Annotated in this window: 5 protein-coding genes and 1 pseudogene; 3 read left to right on the top strand and 3 right to left on the bottom strand. The window is 45.6% G+C overall.

What is annotated here, in order from left to right:
• Positions 1-226: 226 nt before the first annotated feature.
• Positions 227-17,107: a CARDB domain-containing protein gene (locus NOS7524_RS29315; RefSeq protein WP_015138135.1), complete on the top strand. Its 16,881-nt coding sequence runs from the start codon at positions 227-229 to the stop codon at positions 17,105-17,107.
• 146 nt (positions 17,108-17,253) lie between these two features.
• A complete protein-coding gene (locus tag NOS7524_RS27770; RefSeq protein WP_051039187.1) occupies positions 17,254-17,952 on the top strand; it encodes a PEP-CTERM sorting domain-containing protein in 699 nt (232 codons plus the stop codon).
• A gap of 167 nt (positions 17,953-18,119) precedes the next feature.
• Here the strand turns inward: NOS7524_RS27770 and NOS7524_RS31175 are convergent.
• From NOS7524_RS31175 to coaD, 3 genes and pseudogenes are all read right to left on the bottom strand, one after another.
• Positions 18,120-18,191, bottom strand: a pseudogene (locus NOS7524_RS31175) (cytochrome P450); the annotation flags it as partial.
• Positions 18,192-18,493: 302 nt separating this feature from the next.
• Positions 18,494-19,180, bottom strand: coding sequence for a DivIVA domain-containing protein (locus NOS7524_RS08790; protein ID WP_015138133.1), 687 nt, complete (start codon positions 19,178-19,180; stop codon positions 18,494-18,496).
• The gene (coaD, locus tag NOS7524_RS28400) at positions 19,072-19,641 is read right to left on the bottom strand and encodes a pantetheine-phosphate adenylyltransferase (protein WP_015138132.1); all 570 of its coding nucleotides are present in this window, start codon (positions 19,639-19,641) and stop codon (positions 19,072-19,074) included. The genes NOS7524_RS08790 and coaD overlap by 109 nt, the downstream gene beginning before the upstream one ends.
• A gap of 231 nt (positions 19,642-19,872) precedes the next feature.
• On the opposite strand from coaD, the gene lgt reads away from it, so the two are divergent.
• On the top strand, positions 19,873-20,733 hold the full coding sequence (gene lgt / locus NOS7524_RS08785; protein WP_015138131.1) for a prolipoprotein diacylglyceryl transferase: 861 nt from the start codon (positions 19,873-19,875) through the stop codon (positions 20,731-20,733).
• The last annotated feature ends 149 nt before the right edge of the window (positions 20,734-20,882 follow it).

Raw genomic sequence — 20,882 nt, 5'->3', positions numbered from 1 at the left:
TTAATCAAAAATTAACATTACTTCTATATTTTTTCAGTAGTTTTACTTAAAAAAATATCGTATCCATCAAACTTCATTTCTAAAGTGATTCCAATGCCTCATCCTGCTTTAGCCAACTTATTCAATTTTAGAAGTCTTCAAAAGTAAAGATGACGAGTCACAGATGAAATGGAAATTGCCAGCGATCGCACTCAAAACTTTACCCTAAATATACTGAATTACAGTTATGCACACAGTTAGTCATGAAACTTGGCAGAATTTAACACCTGTACCATTTACCTATGGTGTCAGTGCAGGTGGTGGATTAGCCACCGACGGAGTTTATATATATGCAGCAGACTTCAGTGCTGATAGTGATGATGATTACATAGATTTAGATGGAGATTTAATTGATGATCCAGAAGAAAGACTCGATGCACTAAGACTCGATGCACTAGTTATAACTAATGGTTCAGTGCGTTTTGGGCGTTATAATCCCGACACTGATAGCTGGGAATCACTACCTACATTAAATCTCACAGGAGTGGATGGTGATGCCTTTTCTTCTGGGAATTTAGTTAACCCGCTTTTTGTCGTTGGAAGTAAGCTTTATTACTATCAATTTCGCAGTGGCCCAAATATTAGAGCATTGTATAGTTATGACTTAACCAGTGGTGTTGAGGGAACTTGGCAATCGGTTTGGGAGAAAACCAGCGCAGATAATCCACTGATTGATGCGAATGCGGGTATTGTCGGGTTAGATGTCGATGGTCAGCCTGTGATTCTACATCATACAGGCGGTGGTGATTACAACTTTGCCAGAACAGACGACATCGCCGATGGTGGAACTCATACATTATTAACACCCAGTTGGAACTTTAGCGGGGCGCACTTTCCTAGGGGTGGAGATTGGGAATATGATACCAGCAGCGATCGCCTATATCACCTCAGTGGCGATCAGTTGGTGATGTGGAGTCATAATGATACCAATTATCCTGATGGTTCATTTTTAACTTCCACTCCTGATGGTACTAATCCCATAGCCCAAGAAACTATTGTGATCACCTCTTTAGCAGATAACTTGGGGTGGAATACAGGCAGCACTCAAGCATACCCAGGAACCAGCCTTTGGGGCAATTCCGTTACCATAGCCAATGATTCTCTCTACCTCATCAGGGGAGAAACTAGCACAGATGGCTGGCCTTTTAATGAAGGTCGTGGCATCATCAATAACGGTAACTTTGCCCGCATCTTGCCTAATGGTTGGTTAGAAACGCTGCCAAACACTCCGTTTAATATCGGCAAAGGTAGTTCTGCCGTATATTTAAACGGGTATTTGTACGTTACTCAAGGGGACACCTTAACAGCCAATGACCCAGATAACGTTAGTCCACTAAATCAAGAAGGTATTCGCAGTCCAGGAAAAGGTTTTGCTCGCTTTGCCATTGCTGCTAGTCCTAATGTTGGCACAACCTATACAGTAACAAATACTGATGATAGTGGAGAAGGTTCACTACGCTGGGCAATAGAACAAGCCAACACCAATGTTGGTACGGATACGATTTTATTCAACATTCCTGGAATTGAACCTCAGACAATTAATGTATCATCCCAACTGCCAGAGATTACCGAGGCAGTTTTTTTAGACGCTACCAGCCAGCCCACCTACCAAGGTAGCCCCGTCATTGTCTTGAATGGTAGTGCAGCCGGAGCCGATGCTGTGGGATTAAATATTACCGCCGGGAATAGTACCATTCGGGGTTTAGCTATTTATGGTTTTAGTGGCTGGGGTATGCGCCTCACTGGTGGTGGTAATAATACCATTCAAGGCAACATCATTGGGGATGGTGGAGGAGGAATTTACATTACCAGTGCGCTTAATTTGATTGGTGGGGCAACTGTAACTGAAAGCAATGCGATCGCCAACAACAATAATATAGGTATCAGCATCTCTGCACTAACAGCCACTGGCAACCAAATCTTAAATAATCTCATCCAGAATAATGATGCTGGGGTGCAAATTAGTGATGGTGCTAGCAATAACCTAATTACAGAGAATGTGATTAGCAATAACACCAATGATGGCATAGCAATTGTGGCTGGTGAGAGCGATGCTACTAATAACGCTATTTTTGGTAACAATATTTATGACAATGGTGGATTAGGCATTGATTTAGGAAATGATGGTGTTACCACCAATGACGAAGGTGATAGTGATGGTGGAGCAAATGCGCTGCAAAACTATCCGGTAATCATCTCCGCTACTTTAGAAGGGGAAAACACACTAATTGCAGGTGAACTCAACAGCCTGCCCAGTAGTACCTATCGCATCGAAATCTTTTCTAACAGCAGCATAGATATCAGTGGCAATGGAGAAGGAGAAAACTTACTGACTTCCCTAGTTGTGACTACTGATGAAAGTGGTAATGCTAGCTTCAGTGTTACCTTACCTGTGATGCTCCCAGAAGAATATTACATCACAGCCACCGCTACCGATGCCCTAGGTAATACCTCTGAGTTTTCCGCCCCTATCCAAATTATCAATAACAACCTACCCGACTTAATTGTTGGGGAAGTCACAGCAGCTGATACGGCCGCCTTGGGTGAGACAATTTCTGTATCTTGGACAATCACTAATCAGGGTTTAGGGTCGGCAATAAACTCTTGGTATGATGAGATTTACATTTCCGATGATCAAATATTTGATGATAACGATACCTATGTAGAATATAACTGGTCAGGAGAGTATATACCCTTAGAGCCAGGGTCTAGTTACACACTTAACCAGGATATTTACATTCCAGAATATACAACAGGTGGGCTTCGCTATCTGCTATTTGTTACCGATGTCTACGACGACCAAGAAGAAGCAGACGAAACAAATAACGTCGTTGCCCAAGCCATTAACATTACTGCACCAAATTTAGTCATCACCAGTGTGACTGCACCCACAACAGCCATCACCGGACAAAGCATTGACTTAACTTGGGTAGTGACCAACCAAGGAGCAGCCCCAACTAGCATTGACAATAGTTGGTATGACTACATTTATTTCTCTCGCAATGACATTTTGGGGGATGATGACGATGTATATATCACCAATATCTGGTCTAGTGATTATGCTAGCCTTCCCCTAAATCCCGCAGAAAACTACACAGTTGAACAAAGTGTTTTCTTGCCTAGTGAAGCATTAGGTAGTGGGTATTTATTATTTGCCACAGATCGCTGGGAATATCAAGGGGAAAGCCACGAAACTGATAATGTCTTTGCCCAGGCAATTGATATTGCAGCCCCAGATTTAATTGTATCTGCTGCCACAGCCCCACCATCAGGTGTTGTGGGTGAAATAATTTCCGTATCTTGGACAGTAAGAAACCAAGGTACAGTTACCGCATCTAGAGATTGGCAGGACAGAATTTATATTTCCGATGATGAGACTCTCGACGGTTCAGACACCTTTATTACTAGCCAATCTATCACTAGCCAAACACCACTAGCAGCCGATGCTAGTTACAGCATTACGCAAGACATTACTCTGCCAAATACAACACTGGGCAATCGTTACCTGTTGTTTGTTGCTGATGGTAACAATGCTCAAGGCGAAACCGATGAAACCAACAATGTCCAGGCAGTTGCAATTGAACTGAGTGCGCCGGATTTAGTAGTATCTACAGCTACAGCCCCCGCATCAGGTGTTGTGGGTGAAATAATTTCCGTATCTTGGACAGTAAGAAACCAAGGGGCAGTCACTGCATTCAGGGATTGGCAGGACAGAATTTATATTTCCGATGATGAGACTTTTGACGGTTCAGACACCTTTATTGTTAGCCAATCTATCACCAGCCAAACACCACTAGCAGCAGACGGCAGCTACAACATTACCCGCACCATCACCTTACCAAATACAACACTGGGCAACCGTTACCTGTTGTTTGTCGCTGATGGTAACAATGCTCAAAGCGAAACCGATGAAACCAACAATGTCCGGGCAGTTGCAATTGAACTAGGTGCGCCGGATTTAGTGGTTACAGCCGCTACAGCCCCCGCATCAGGTGTTGTGGGTGAGATAATTTCCGTATCTTGGACAGTCACCAACCAAGGTACAGTCACCGCATCAAGGGATTGGCAGGACAGAATTTATATTTCCGATGATGAGACTTTTGACGGTTCAGACATCTTTATTACTAGCCGTTCTATCACCAGCCAAACACCACTAGCAGCCGATGCTAGTTACAGCATTACGCAAGACATTACTCTGCCAAATACAACACTGGGCAACCGTTACCTGTTGTTTGTTGCTGATGGTAACAATGCTCAAGGCGAAACCGATGAAACCAACAATGTCCAGGCAGTTGCAATTGAACTGAGTGCGCCGGATTTAGTAGTATCTACAGCTACAGCCCCCGCATCAGGTGTTGTGGGTGAAATAATTTCCGTATCTTGGACAGTAAGAAACCAAGGGGCAGTCACTGCATTCAGGGATTGGCAGGACAGAATTTATATTTCCGATGATGAGACTTTTGACGGTTCAGACACCTTTATTGTTAGCCAATCTATCACCAGCCAAACACCACTAGCAGCAGACGGCAGCTACAACATTACCCGCACCATCACCTTACCAAATACAACACTGGGCAACCGTTACCTGTTGTTTGTCGCTGATGGTAACAATGCTCAAAGCGAAACCGATGAAACCAACAATGTCCGGGCAGTTGCAATTGAACTAGGTGCGCCGGATTTAGTGGTTACAGCCGCTACAGCTCCTGCTAGTTTAACTTTAGGTGGAACGACTGATTTATCTTGGACTGTCAGCAATATTGGTAATTCTCCGGCTCCCAGTGATTGGTTTGACCGAGTTTACCTGTCCAATGATACAACCTTCGATAGTTCAGACACTTTACTGACATCTCAATCTGCTGCCGCTAGTACACCTCTAGCAGTAGGAGATAGCTATACACTGTCCGCGACAAATGTGACAGTCCCATTAACAGATACAGGCGATCGCTATCTCTTATTTGTAGCTGATGCTACTAGCAACCAAGGTGAAACTAACGAGAATAATAACGTCTTTAGCCTGCCGGTGACGATAGCAGGTGCTTTACCAGGAGCGCGGAGTGCCACGGTTAGTGGGGACGTATTCTTAGGTGGTAACTACATTGAATTAGGTCTGAGTCGCTGGGGTTCTTTCGGCACAAATGCAACAAAACCCAGCAACTTTTACGGTACTAATGCCCGTTCTCAAATTGGCATGAGTGCCGATTTCGATGGTTTCCTCAATGGTCAGGATTTGCGATTTGATTACTTCCTACCTGGTAGTCCTGAAGAACGCTGGGTGATAGGTTATCAGGCAGGTGGCTCGACATTTACAGCCTCTAACGCCGCACGTACTGGCTCAACCCAAATTAGTAACAGTGTCACAAATACATCCACAAGTGATCAGTTATCAGCCGTCAGTACAGGTAGCTATAACAATACCTTGGGAATTACTCAGCAAATTGGGTTTAGGGTTGATGACAAATATTTCCGCAACATTGTCACCCTGACTAATATCTCTGCCCAAACCTTGAATAGTGTGCGTTATATGCGATCTGTCGATCCAGATAACACTGTAGATTTGGGTGGCAGTTTTACCACTGATAACATCGTACAGGCAACGATTGCAGAAGATGGCCGGGCAATTGTGGAAGCGCGTACCACATCTGATTCTGATCCGGTATTCCAAAGAACTGGGTCACGCGCCCCCATCTTTTTCTATTCCAACGACCCAAGGGCAGTCGCCTCTACCTTTGGCTTTACAAACACTAACCCCTATGCTCCTCTAGCCTACGACACACCAGCCACCAGAGGTCAAACGATTCGTGACGACCAAGCCATTACTCTCACCTTTGATGTCGGAACACTGTTACCTGGAGAAGCTGCCACCTTTGTCTACTACACCAGTCTGGATGATAGAAACTTTGAGGATGTCATTGAAGAACTAGAACGCCCAGATTTAACTGTGACATCTGTGACTCCCGGTGCTAATCCGGCTGAGTTTGGTAGCAGTTTGGATATTTCTTGGGTAATAGCCAATAATGGCTTACGAGAAACCACAGGCGGCTGGACAGACCGGATTTATCTTTCCAGTGATGCTACCCTCAGTGGCGATGATTTATTACTCAGTAGCTTACCTACAGGGGAAACCACACTATTCCCCAGTGGCAATATTTCACGCACCACATCTATAAATCTGCCCTTTGATGATAATTCTACGGCTGGTAGTTATTACATCCTGGTACAAGCAGATGCCTTGGGCAACCAGCTGGAATCAGTGGAAACGAATAACGTCAGGGCTGCTGCCATTGAGTTAACATTGCCACCACTGCCTGATTTAGTCATTAGTGATGCTACTGCCCCCGCAAGTTTGATTTTGGGTCAGACTGGTAGTATCTCCTGGACTGTGACTAACCAAGGTGTTGGTGTAGCTAGCGAGGATTGGAGCGATCGCGTTTACCTATCTGTAGATGATATTCTCGATGATTCTGACATCTTATTGCTGACAGAAACCATTGCTAGTCAAACTCCCCTAGATGCAGCTAGTAGTTACACAATTTCTCGTAACTTCACCCCAGGCAGCACCCTGACACCAGGCGCGTATAATTTACTGATTGTCACAGATAGCGATCGCATCCAACGAGAAAGTGATGAAACTAACAATCTCCGCTTTGTTCCCCTCAGTATCAATGCTCCAGATTTAGTAGTCAGTAGCATTACTGCCCCCGTCGAATCCGTGTCAGGACAACCCCTGGAGATATCTTGGACTGTCACCAACCAAGGACAAGCGGCAACCGGTGGCACATGGACAGATTATGTTTATCTGGTCAATGCTGATACAGGTGCATTCGTGCGGAACGTGGGCAATTTCAGCTTTACTGGTACCTTAGCAGCCGGTGCATCCATCAATAGAACCCAGTCATACAACGTGCCTCTCGAACTGGCTGGTAACTTCCGAGTTGTTGTACGTACAGACAATAACAACAACATTCCCGAAGGTACACCCAACGAAGCTAACAATACCACCATTGGCGATCGCCCCATCACCATCCGCCTAGCCCCCATTCCTAACCTGCAAATTAGCAGTGTCACAACACCCACCACAGCCTTTTCCAGTCAGCAAACTGTGGTGTCGTGGCAAGTCACCAATACCGGGAATGGAGCAACCAGTGCGCCCATTTGGTACGATGCCGTTTATCTATCACTTGATACTACCTTTGATGATACTGATGTTTTCTTAGGTGAAGCGGCTAACTCCAGTTATCTGAATTCGGGAGAAAGTTACACCAATAGCTTGAGTGTCACCTTACCCAGAGGCATTGACAGTAATTATTACTTCCTAGTCAAAACAGACTCCAGAAACAACGTTAATGAACTCAGCAATGAGGGAGATAACTTCGGCGTTGGTGGCCCAACCAGAATTAACTTAACCCCGCCGCCAGACTTACAGGTGACAAATGTCAATGCACCCGCCATGACATTTTCTGGGCAACCGATGAATCTGAGTTGGACTGTCACCAATGAAGGCCCAGGACGCACCCTAGAAACAGCTTGGTACGATCGCATCTTCATGTCTGAAGATGAAATTTTGGATAGTGGCGATCGCTCTCTGGCGGAAATTTTCCGCAATGGTGCGCTGAACTCTGGTGAAAGTTACACCGCCAGCACCACAGTTAACTTACCCATAGGTGTTAGCGGAAATTACTACTTCTTTGTCCGGACTGATAGCCGTAACCAAGTCTACGAAAATATCTTTGAAAATAACAACGTTAACTACGATACAACGGCGACGGTTATCACCCTCACCCCACCACCAGACTTAGAAGTTGATTTTGTCACAATTCCCAATACGGCGCGTGCTGGTAGCAATATCACAATTAACTACGGTGTCACCAACTATGGTGCTTCGGAAACCCCCAACTTCTCTTGGCAAGACACCTTCTATCTTTCCCTAGATAATCAATTCGATCCCACAACAGATATCCGCTTAGGTAATGTCACCCGCTTTGGTGCTTTAAACCCAGACCAAGGGTATGAACGCACAGTCAACTTTACCCTCAGCAATACCTTAGCTGGAAATTACTATCTGTTTGTCACCACAGATAGCAGTGATCAAGTTTTTGAACTAGACAACGCTAACAATACCCGTCGCAGCAACAACCAAGTTCAAATTACTGCGAGTCCCGCCGATTTAGTGGTAAATACTACCACAGTCCCCACCACCGGAGAAGCTGGTAAATCTTTGCGCGTCCAGTGGAGCGTGAGCAACCAAGGCACAGGCGATACCATCGTCACCTCTTGGACAGACCGGATTATTGCTTCTACTGACGGTGTGCTAGGCAATGCAGATGATGTCGTCCTGGCTAACTTTAACCGTACAGGTATCTTAAACCCTGGAAACTCTTACAGCCGGGAAGAATTTGTTAACCTGCCTTTTGCCTTAGAAGGTAACTATCAACTGTTTGTAGTCACCGATGCGGGGAACACAGTCTATGAAGCCAGCAACGAAAATAATAATGCTTCCGTTGCCATTCCAGTCACCATTAGCCGCCAAACCCCAGATTTACAAGTTACTCAAATTAACGTACCTGCCACTGTCTCATCAGGAACTCCCCTTACCATCAGTTGGACAGTACAGAATTTAGGAACTGGTCGCACTAATAGTAATTTCTGGTACGATGACGTTTACCTGTCTGTTGATCCTAATATCAGTGCCAGTGATATCAAACTTGGTTCTTTCTACCGTTCAGGAGCATTAGAACCAACCGTAGAGTACACTGCTACTGCTAACTTTAATTTGCCCATTGATCTGAATGGTAGCTACTACGTAATTGTACGTACAGATAGAAATAATTTAGTAACTGAAGGGGCATTAGAAAATAATAATGACCAAGCCAGTGACAGTACCGTAGCCGTCAGCCTCAGTCCCGTGCCTGATTTAGTGGTAGATGCAGTAGACGCACCAGAACAGGCGATCGCTGGTCAACCCTTCAGCCTGACTTGGACAGTAACAAATAATGGTGCAGTCACCACAGGCACTTGGTACGATGCCTTCTACCTCTCCCGCGACCAAGTATTTGACCGCAACAGTGATATTTACCTCGGTTTTCAAAACCGGACAGCCCTTGGCGCAGGAGAATCTTACACCACCACCCAAGCATTTAATCTCCCCAGAGGGTTAGCCGGACTATTCTATGTCTTCGCTGTCACCGATGGTGGTAATGCAATTTACGAACGCAACGGTGAAAACAATAACACTAACTATGATGGTTTCTCAATGGAGGTAATTCTCCCACCCCCATCAGACTTAGTAGTAACTGACATTGTTGTGCCAACCAATGCCGTACCCGGACAACCAATCACCATTAATTACACAGTTCAAAATCAAGGGACAGATGCCGCCCTGGGCAGTTGGTATGATGCCGTGTACATTTCTGCCGATAATCAGTGGGATATTGGCGATGCCTTAGTGGGACAAGTGCTGCGTTCTGGAACTATCGCTAGTGGTAATAGTTACAGTGGGACAATCACTGCTAACCTACCGGGAGTCACACCAGGAAATTATTATGCGATCGTCCGTAGCGATATCCGCAACCAAGTTCCTGAAATTAATGAAGCTAATAACACAGGTGTTTCTACCAATCAAGTTAGCATTGATGCCGAACAACTGATTATTGATGTTGCTGATACTGCTACCCTCCGCCAAGGACAGTCAATTTACTACCGCTTTAACGCTACAGCAGGTCAAACAATTCGCCTGCGCTTAGATAGTCAGAATAATCAAAGCTTCAACGAACTCTATGTCCGTCAGGGTGCAATGCCGAGCCGGGGTGAATTTGACGTGACAGGGATAGAACCATTCACGGCTGATCCGGAAATTTTATTACCCATCACCCAAGACGGAACCTATTATGTTCTAGCGTATGGCGCTCAAGCCACCAGCCCCGCAGAGTACACAATTGTAGCCGAAGACGTACCCCTCTCGATATTAGATGTATCCACCAACCGCATAGGTAATTCGGGCAGTGCTACCCTGAGCATTCTGGGTGCTAGGTTTACTGAAGATACCATCTTCCAACTAATTAGTCCTGATGGTGATGTTATTGCAGCTGGGCAAGTTTATTTAGCCAATTCCACTCAAGCTTTTGCCACCTTTGACCTGTTCAACCAAGATGTGGGACTTTACGATGTCCGTGCTATTCAAGGATTTGATGCTAGTGCCAGATTAGAGGATGTTGTCACAGTAGAGGCAGGAACTGGCTTTAGACTGTCCAGCAGTTTAAACGGACAACAGGAAGTTCGCCCCAACCGCAACTACCTCTTCAATGTGGACTACGGCAACGCTGGTGATAGTGATACCAAAGCTCCACTGTTAATAGTCCAGAGTGCTACCAATACGCCACTAGGGTTAGAACTAAATAATCTGGGTGCAGGTGCGCCATTGCATCTTTTGGGTGTGAGTTTCGATGGACCCCTAAACATTCTGCGACCGGGAGATACCAATAGTATTCCCGTGTACTTCAACAGTGCCACTAATGAGGTTAACTTCAGTATCAGCACTTACTCCGTTGAAAACAGCACCTCAATTGACCTGAATAGCTTTGAAGCTTCTATCCGCCCCGCCGGACTCACAGATGCTCAGTGGAATAGTTTTATTGCAGACATTGCTCCTAGGGTACAAACCTATGGACAATATGCCAACTTGCTGAATGATTTATCTGAGCAACTATCTGGCACAGGCCAACCAATTTATGATGTGCGAGAACTTTTTGCACGTGCCTACAGCGAAAACGCCAACTTCTTTGCCACCGCCACACTAGCTGGTGAACTGCGTAACGCTAGTAATAATAGCGCGATCGCTAATACAGAAATTGCGGCCTATCGCCTGATTGATGGCGGTATGGAACTGGCAGGCATTACCACCACCAACGACCAAGGACAGTTCCAATTCTCCTACTTGACCAATGGGCAGTATGAAATTATCCCCACCGCCCCCTACGTTTTCGACAACAACCGAGACAGTATTCCAGATTCAGTCCGGCCAACATTTACAATTACTGATACATCCGTAGTGAGTGCGGGAACACTGTACGCCGATATACCAACAGCCGCACCACCTATTATCCAAGAATCAACACCTTCCTTAGCTAGAGATAGTGCCGGCAACCTACACCTATTATGGACCCGTGAAGGACAGTTGTGGCACGCCGTCAATAACGGCAGTGGCTTTGAAGCCCAGCCCCTATCCCAAGCTTTCGGCAGTGATGTCAAGTTGCTCATTAATCCCAACTTAATTAATGGTACGAGTGAGGGATTAATTGCCACATGGAGTTCTGGGGAAGGTAACGAATCCGAGATTTATTATGCTATTGGTCAAGCTACAGCTGGTGGTGGATATCAATGGACAGCACCAATTCAACTAACCAACAACAGCCTGTATGATGGTGCATTTGATTTAGAAATTACAGACAACGGTACTCCCTTGTTCATCTGGCAGAGACAGGATTTCTCCATTGAAGACGATGCTGACCTTTACTATGGTGGGATTACCGTTGAAAATCCTGAATTTCTAGACCCATTGAGCAATGTCACAATTCTGACGACAGTGGCCAATGCTCTACAATATAGTGACGCAGAACTAGAAGCACTAGGAATTCATCGAGTTCGCTACGCCCAGGATCTAGGTAGGATAACGATACCCAGTTGGGTGCCTTTCATCAGTGGCACTTATGAAGCTCAGTTCCGTGCAGACTTAGTAGGACAAATTGACTGTACCCTGATTCTAGGTGCGAACGGCCAACTAAGATTTAAGGTTGGTGATAATGGCGAACTTACAGGTGAAGTTGGTGGACAAGCTCGCTGGACAACCAATGATGATTGCGAATACGAATTCCAGAATGCTCGCATACGTGGTGTCGTAGCTGGTGGTTTAAACATACCACTAACCGACTACAGACTAGGGCCATTTGCTGGCATCAAAATTGGGCCACGCATAGAACTAGCTGGTGGAGCTAACCTAATTTGGGACGCTGGCTCTGACTTTCCATCTTGGCCTAGCCGAGTAGAAGGTTCTTTCCGTGGTTCTTTGGGAGCCAACGTCGAAGGTAAGGTGAGTATCCCCATACTTGGTGAGGTGAAGGTAACAGGTCGCGTCCTAGGCAACTTTAATTTCAAAGCCGATGCCAACGGTCTTGGCCCTGCTGATCCTTTCTTCTCTGTATCAGTTCTATTGCGTGCTGAGGCTACAGTATTTGGTAGAAAACGCTTTATTGACTGGACTGGTACTTGGCCGGGTCAAGACCTAGGCGGTCAATCCGTTGATGGCTTCATGCCTAGCGACCTCTTTGGCTTCAGTGAACAGACTTTCTACGACGAGACACTGATTTTCTCTATCTCAACGGATGTAGACACAGGCACACTCAATGATTACAGCGATGACAATGCCTCAGCACTGACAGCCAATCTGTACGAAGAAGGTACACCAGTATTAACTAAGGATAACAACGGTATCCTCTATGCGGGTTGGACTAATCAAGATGGTGTCGTCATCAGTCAGTTAAACGCAGCAACCGGGCAATGGTTAGCACCAAGTGTAATCGCTGGTAGTGCAGGTCTAGCCAACTCTGATTTAGTGCTGGCCTTCGATGGTGATGGCGATGGTCTAGCTGTCTGGAGTTCTCAAGATGTGAGTGGACTGAACGAGAATAACTCTCAAGAAGAGATTCGCAATAGCTTTATTGTCGGTGGAGACTTAGTATTCTCAGTCTATGACGCTACTACCACCACTTGGTCGAGTGCTAGTCCACTGTTCACATTGACTGGTGCAGATCGTTCACTAGCTCTCGGTAAAGATACGGACGGTAATCTAGTTGCTTCCTGGCTACATGATCATAACGATCGCCAGAGTACACTCTACGCCACTATCTGGGATGCCGACACCAATGTTTGGTCTGCACCTGCCACCATTGCCAGTGGTTTCTTCTCTGGTCAGCCTAGTGTGTCAGCCCTCGGCGCTCAACCGATAATTATGTGGACACAGGACGATGAAGCAGGTATCAACGTCGTCCAGGCGAATCAATCACTGAAATATTCATTATTTGATGGAGTGGCTTGGAGTACACCGCTTGATTTTACCTACTCCATTAATGAGGCATTAGCACAGAATGCGATCTCCATCTTCTCCGACTCCTCTGACTTTTCCGAGTTGTTTGGTTCATCAATTCCTCTACCTTCACCACCAGAAGAATGCTGTGACTGTGAAGAAGGCGACCCAGAATGCGATGACGACGATGACGATAATAATGATGATGACAACTATGATCCACCAGTCCGTCGTCCCAGTGACCCCAACGATATTTTAGGGCCGGAAGGATTTGGAGACGAACGCTGGATTAATGCCAGAAATCCTCTAGCCTATACCATCCGCTTTGAAAATGAACCTACAGCCTCTGCACCTGCTCAGGAAGTAATCATTACTCAGTATCTTGACGCTGATTTAGATTGGCGTACCTTCCGGATAGATGACTTTGGCTGGGGCGACCTGCGCTTTGATTTACCAGGCGATCGCTCCTTCTACAGCAACCGTATTGATCTCCGGGCTACCCAAGGCTTCTACGTAGATGTTTCTGCCTCGATTGATGTCCTCACAGGTTTGGCAACTTGGCGCATCGCCACCGTTGATCCTACAACTGGTGAAGCCCCCCTAGATGCTCAAACAGGTTTCTTACCTATCAATGATGAAAATGGACTGGGTGAAGGCTTTGTCAGTTACAGTGTCCGTACCAAGCGGGACATCACAACCGGAAGTGTGATCGATGCAGAAGCGCGGATTGTCTTCGATACGGAAGCACCCATCGATACGCCACCGATTTTCAATACCATCGATGTCGGTGTACCTACTAGCAGTGTGACATCCTTACCAGAAGTCAGCGACAGCCCAGAGTTTTTAGTCACTTGGTCTGGTAGTGACGACCCCAATGGCTCGGCATTAGCAGGTTACACCATCTATGTATCTGTGAATGCTGGTGCCTTTACTCCTTGGTTAACTAATACAACCCTAACGGAAGCTACCTACATAGGAGAACTAGGTAATACCTATAGCTTCTACTCAGTGGCGGCTGATCATGCCGGTAATGTGGAAGCACCACCCACCACTGCTGATGCCCTCATCCGTGTTGCAGGTGGACTGGCTAGTTTGGGTGATTTAGTTTGGGTAGATAGTAATGCCAATGGCTTACGAGATGCAGATGAACCAGGGTTGGCTGGAGTGAGCATCAACCTCTACGACGGCAGCAATACCCTAGTTGCGACTACAACCACCGACACTAATGGTATTTACAGCTTTACTGATCTGAACCCTGGTGATTATGTCGTTGAGTTTGTCCCAGGAACAGGCTACTTATTCAGTCCCCAAAACCAAGGTAGCAACAGCGCCTTAGATAGTGATGCTGACCCGACCAGTGGCAGATCCTTAACTGTAACCTTGAATCCTAGAGATAATAATCTGACAGTAGATGCTGGGGTTTATCAATTCGCTACCATTCAAGGACAAAAATTCCACGACCTAGACGGTGATGGTGTCAAAGATCCTACAGAACCAGGTCTGAGTGGCTGGACTATTTACCTGGATGCTAACCGCAACGGACAACTAGATACCAGTGAAATCTCCACTGTCACCGATGCCAATGGTAACTATATCTTCACTGACCTCAAACCGGGAACTTACAATGTCGCCGAGGTCATGCAACCAGGTTGGCAACAAACTTTCCCCGGTACTAGCAACTCGAATGCGGCAATTAGTACATCGGCTTCCGATGCAGAACTATATACACCTAGTGCATCTGTGACTACCACCGCAACATCCGCTAGCCCCACGGCTAGTGTAAGTAGCTTAATTAACCTCAGTAACTTCCGTGCCGATCCTCGGTTTACAGACATTGACGGTAGTGGCTTTGCTGTGGTGACTATTGACACAGGTATCGACCTCAATCATCCCTTCTTCGGCCCAGATTTGGATGGTAATGGCATAGCAGACCGCATAGTTTACCAACATGATTTCGGCGATCGCGACAACAACGCTAGTGATCTTAACGGTCACGGCTCCCATGTTGCTAGTATCATTGGCTCCTCTGACAATACTTACACTGGGGTAGCACCAGGGGTTAACCTAATTGCCCTAAAAGTCTTCCGAGACAATGGCAGTGGCTACTTTAGTGATTTAGAAAAATCTCTCCAGTGGGTGGTAGCCAATGCCCAGACCCACAACATTGCTAGCGTTAACTTGTCTCTAGGCGACGGCCGCAACTGGAGTACAGCCGGCTCTTACTACGGTATCGGGGATGAACTGGCAGCTTTAGCAGCTATGAACATCATTGTCACGGCTGCGGCAGGTAATAGCTTCTACGAATTTAACAGTTGGCAAGGTGTAGCATATCCTGCGGCTGACCCCAATACCATTGCAGTAGGTGCTGTCTGGAGTGACAACCTAGGTGGTATTTGGAACTTCAGTAATGGCGCTCAAGATTACACCACAGCTGCTGATCGCATTGCCAGTTTCTCCCAACGTGACGCAGACTTGCTCGATGTCTTCGCTCCTGGCACTCGCATCATTGGTGCTAACGCCAACGGTGGTACAAGTACCCTGACAGGAACTAGCCAAGCCGCACCCTACATTGCAGGTGTAGCTGCCTTAGCCCAACAGTTAGCGGTGCAACAGTTGGGTCGTCAAATCACCGTTGCTGAGTTCCGGGAATTACTAGCAACTACTGGTGTAATGATCAATGATGGTGATAACGAAGATGATAACGTCACCAACACCGGAATCAATTTCGCCCGTGTGAATGTACTGGCCTTGGCTGAGAAGATTCTCACCTTAAGCCCTGAAGCTCCTACGTCTGGTACTACAGGCTCTGGTACTACAGGCCCCGGTTCTACACCAACTTTGGGAGCGCAATCACTGACACATACCATCAATCTCACTTCTGGTCAGGTGGTGACAGGAATTGACTTCGGCAACCAACGTTTGGCAGAGATGGCGACACTGACATTCAGTGCAGCTGCATACAGTGTCAATGAAGACAGTACATCAGTTACCAGTATTACCATTACTCGTACAAGCAGCAACGGCACACTTACCGCCACCCTCACCCTAGCGGATGGTACTGCTACTGCTCCGGCTGACTACGACAATACCCCAATTATTGTAGAATTCGCCGATGGTGAAGCCAGCAAAATTGTGACTATCCCCATCATTGATGATGCAGTAGTAGAAGGTAATGAAACCTTGAGCATTAGCTTGGGTGCTAGCAGCAGCTATGAATTGGGTGATATTACCACTGCTACCGTCACCATCGTTGATAACGATATTGCCAGTGTCACCATCACAGAATCGGATGGCAGCACCAATGTCACAGAAGGCGGGGCAACAGATAGTTACACTGTGGTACTGACCAGTCAACCCACGGCAGATGTGAGCATTACCATTAATGGTGACTCACAAGTCAGCACCGATGTCAATACACTCACCTTTACAGCTGCTAATTGGAATGTAGCTCAGACTGTGACTGTGACAGCCGTGGATGATGAAGCCTTTGAAGGCAACCATAGCAGCACCTTAACCATGACCGCAGCTAGTAGCGATGCTAAATATGATGGCATTGCGATCGCATCAGTCAATGTCAACATTACTGACAACGACACAATCATCAATGGTACATCTGGTAGCGACACCTTAATTGGTACTAATGGCAACAACATCATCACTGGCTTCCAAGGTGCGGATATTCTCACAGGTGGTGAAGGGAAAGACCAGTTTGTTTACACCAGTATCCGAGATGCAGGTGATACCATTACTGATTTCGTTCCTGGTACAGACACAATTGTGTTAACTCAATTGTTCCAAAGCTTACGACTCAGCCACCTCAACTATGAGACTGCAACTGCCCAAGGTTATCTGCGTTTTGGCACAAATTCGGCTGGTGGAACTGTATTGATTGACCCTGATGGCTTTATAGGTCGTGCTGCAACAACCACATTGCTCACAGTCCAGGGTGTATCCCAAAATGATCTAGCCAGCGTGAATAACTTTATCTTCTAAGTTTTTGTGGCGAGAGTGCTGGTTACTCTCGCCATCTGCTATCCAACTTACAACTGTTCGACAAAAGGAATCCCATGCAACTTTCCCAATTCATTAAGCATTACACTGTCAAGGTAGGCATTTTTAGCCTTGTTAGCCTAGGAAGCATGACAATAGCTAATTCTGCCCAAGCTATTGGGCTAATAGACTTCAGTAGCCCAGACTGGGAAAAGTTTGGTGATGTTACTACCCCCGGTCAAGGTAGTGCCAATATGTCCAATGCTTTTCTTGGGACAGAGTTCATAATTTCTGATGATGAAGATGGTTCGGAGGCTTTTAACTATTCCGGTCAGCGTCCAATTGAAGCACTTTTTTCTCCAGATTTACAAACCTCTCTAGGCTTACCTGAAACTGCTTTAGATGTTGATGATGATAATTTGGCGTGGGAAGGGTCTGCAATTAGAGGTAGTGTAACCGTCGGTGCTGGGGATGTTTTACGCTTTAAATGGAATTTTCGCACTAACGAAGGTCAACCTAGCGAGCCTGCTTTTCCAGATTTTGCCTTCTTTTTGGTTGGTAATCAAGTAATTAAACTAGCTGACTTTACAGATGCAACCGAAACATCGTTGCCTTTCTTTCGGGAAACAGGATTTCGTGAATATACCTTTGCTCAAGCCGGAACTTACACTATCGCTTTCGGTGTTGTAGATATAGGTGATTATTTAGTTTCTTCCGCACTGGAAATTCAAGATGCCAGAATAGAACCGATACCTGAACCATTAACTATCTTGGGTGTAATGACTGGCGTAACTTTCGGTACAGTGATGCGACGGAAATTTGGTACGCCTAAGAAGAAAATCAACTAATTGAGCAGATAACAACAGTGGTATTTTGCTCAATCATTCGTATACTCTTACACCCAAGATGAATTTAGATATTACTGGTTTGCAGAATGCGAGATTTTGCTGGACGCTGGTCAACTAAGTTTAATTCTCCCATTAGTTAAAATTTTAGCCGCCAGTTTCATTTCCTATTGAGCAAAGGCTAGATCAATACAGCGTCTCGCACCTCCGCCAAAGGGTAAGTATTCGTAGGGAGAAAACTGTACATCAGTCATGGGTTGACCTTCTTCAACCCTAGCATCCATCAGTAAACTGAGGATATCTGTCCGTGATGCGTCTGAATGTTCCCGCCGCTATTTTTACCTTATGATTACCTGCCTTTGCATCATTTACTAGAAAATGGGAATAGGGAATAGGGAACAACTAAGAGTATCTGCACAGGCGGCACACCACCTGCTAGGAATGAAAGAAACAAGTCAAACCCTCTTCCCTTCTGACTTCTGCCTTGTTTCTTAAAAGCTATTTTCATGTATTCTGGTATGTTGAGTTCATCACAGGTAATGATTTACTTCTTTTTTTGAGAATGTGAATTGCGCTGTGATTGGCTATCTACTCTGATTTGTTGCCGTCCGTTGGTAATCACTCGCAGCATATCTTTTAAGTCTTGTTCGATACCTTCTAAGACATGATCAGCATATTCATCAGCACCATTTTCTATTTCTTGAGCTTGAGCGATCGCAGTTTGTCGCATTTCTTCTAATTCTTGTTGACAAGCCCGCCGTTTCTGTTCAATCTCTGCGAGGGTTTCTTTCATCATCGCCTCACACTCTTGCTGCACTTGTCGGCGTAGTTGTTCAGCTTCTTGTTGTGCTTGCCTGATGATATCGCTCTCCGCCAAAATTTGCGCTCTTTTGGCTTGTGCAGCATCAACTAATTGCTGTCCGTATTCTTCAGCTTCCAAAAGAATTTCATTTTTTTGCTCCAGGATGACAGTTGCTTCCTGAAAAAATGAAGGTAAAGAAACCCTAATATAATCTAGCTGTTCTAATAATTTTTCTTCATCTATTAATGTACGCCCCGTCAGAGGAATGCGGAAACTAGACAGGATGATTTCTTCTAGACGATCAAGTTCCTGCTGAATATCTACGTTTCCTGTTTGGGGAATTTCTTCGGGGGAGATTCCGTTGACGTACTCTGGGGGATAGTTTCCGTTGCGATTGGGTTCGCTATGGGATAGTTGTGGTTGTAGCATTTGTATATATCTAAGGCTATTTGCGGGGGGACAAGATGATCGACAGAACCACCAAATCTTGCAATCTCTTTTACCACACTACTACTTAAAAAACTATACTCATTTGATGTTGCTAAAAAAACTGTTTCGATTTGGGTAGAAAGTGTTTTATTAGTATGCGCCATCTGTAGTTCTACTTCAAAATCAGAAATAGCCCGTAGACCCCGTAACAAAACTTGTGCTTTTCGTTGCTGGGCATAATTGACAGTTAAACCATCAAAGCTATCTACTTCTACGTTAGATAGATGTCTTGTGGCTAGACGAATTTGTTCTAAGCGTTGCTGTACGCTAAACAGTGGTATCTTATTTGGGTTTCGTAGTACAGCCACGACCACATGATCAAACAGCCGACTACCACGCTGAATAATATCAAGGTGTCCCAAAGTTACCGGATCAAAGCTACCTGGATAAATGGCAATCACAATCTCGATATGTATAAAAGTTATTTGAGGTGATTATATCGGAACAGGGGGACTGGGGATTGGGGATTGGGGATTGGGGATTGGGGACTGGGGACTGGGAAGATGTAGCTTTAGCTTCTCTTACGATGGCGTAAGCCTACCCGTAGGGTGGGAGATGAGGGGGAGAGTAACTATTGCCTATTGCCTATTGCCTATTGCCTAATAATTATTGACTATATGAAGGAATTTTACATGGCACTGAATATTTCTGTTTTGCCTTTGGCGTTTGTTTTCACTTCTCCTGGCCCTATTTTGGTGGAAATAGGGCCAATTACTATCCGTTGGTATGGCTTACTAATTGCCTGTGCCGTACTCATCGGTGTTAGTCTTTCCCAATATTTGGCAAAGCGCCGCAACGTTAATCCGGAATTGTTGAGTGATTTATCAATTTGGTTGGTGATCAGTGCAATTCCCGCCGCGCGGCTTTATTATGTATTGTTTGAGTGGTCAGAATATGCTCAGAATCCAGGACGAATTATAGCTATCTGGCAAGGTGGTATTGCTATTCATGGAGCAATTATCGGCGGTACTTTGGCAACGTTAATTTTTGCCAAGTTGAAGCGAATTTCTTTTTGGCAATTAGCAGATTTAGTAGCTCCTTCGCTGATTTTAGGTCAAGCGATCGGGCGTTGGGGTAATTTCTTCAACTCTGAAGCTTTTGGTCGTCCTACCAATTTACCCTGGAAATTGTACATTCCACCAGAACGCCGTCCTCCAGAGTTAGCCAATTTTGAATATTTTCATCCCACCTTCCTCTATGAATCGCTGTGGGATTTAATGGTGTTTACCCTGCTCATAACGTTATTCTTTCGAGGTTTAACAGGGAAATTACGCCTGCGGGTAGGTACATTATTTATGGTGTACTTAATAGCTTACAGCTTAGGACGTTTTTGGATTGAGGGACTTCGCACTGATAGCTTGATGCTGGGGCCGCTGCGAATTGCACAAGTTGTCAGCCTCACTGGCATTGCTTTAGGATTAGCTGGTTTAGCCTGGCTCTATCTTCGTCAGCGCCCTTTACCTGATGTAGTTTCGCCTGTGAAAGAGGAGTAGGGATTGGGGATTGGGGATTGGGGACTGGGGGAGAGAGTAACTATTGCCTATTGCCTATTGCCTCATAATTATTGCCTATTGCCCAAAAATAAAAAATGCCCCAGAGTAATCTCTAGGGCTTAACCAGGGTGCATCTACCATTTCTCTCT

Origin of the sequence: Nostoc sp. PCC 7524 (assembly GCF_000316645.1) — a bacterium.
Lineage (GTDB): Bacteria > Cyanobacteriota > Cyanobacteriia > Cyanobacteriales > Nostocaceae > Trichormus.
The sequence above is the reverse complement of the archived record's forward strand: the minus strand, read 5'-3'. Positions and strand labels throughout refer to the sequence as shown.

What these genes read in the sequence shown, in the direction of transcription:
- NOS7524_RS29315 (WP_015138135.1), top strand. Translation starts at nt 227, where the DNA reads ATGCACACAGTTAGTCATGAAACTTGGCAGAATTTAACACCTGTACCA.
- NOS7524_RS27770 (WP_051039187.1), top strand. Translation starts at nt 17,254, where the DNA reads ATGACAATAGCTAATTCTGCCCAAGCTATTGGGCTAATAGACTTCAGT.
- NOS7524_RS08790 (WP_015138133.1), bottom strand. Translation starts at nt 19,180, where the DNA reads ATGCTACAACCACAACTATCCCATAGCGAACCCAATCGCAACGGAAAC.
- lgt (WP_015138131.1), top strand. Translation starts at nt 19,873, where the DNA reads ATGGCACTGAATATTTCTGTTTTGCCTTTGGCGTTTGTTTTCACTTCT.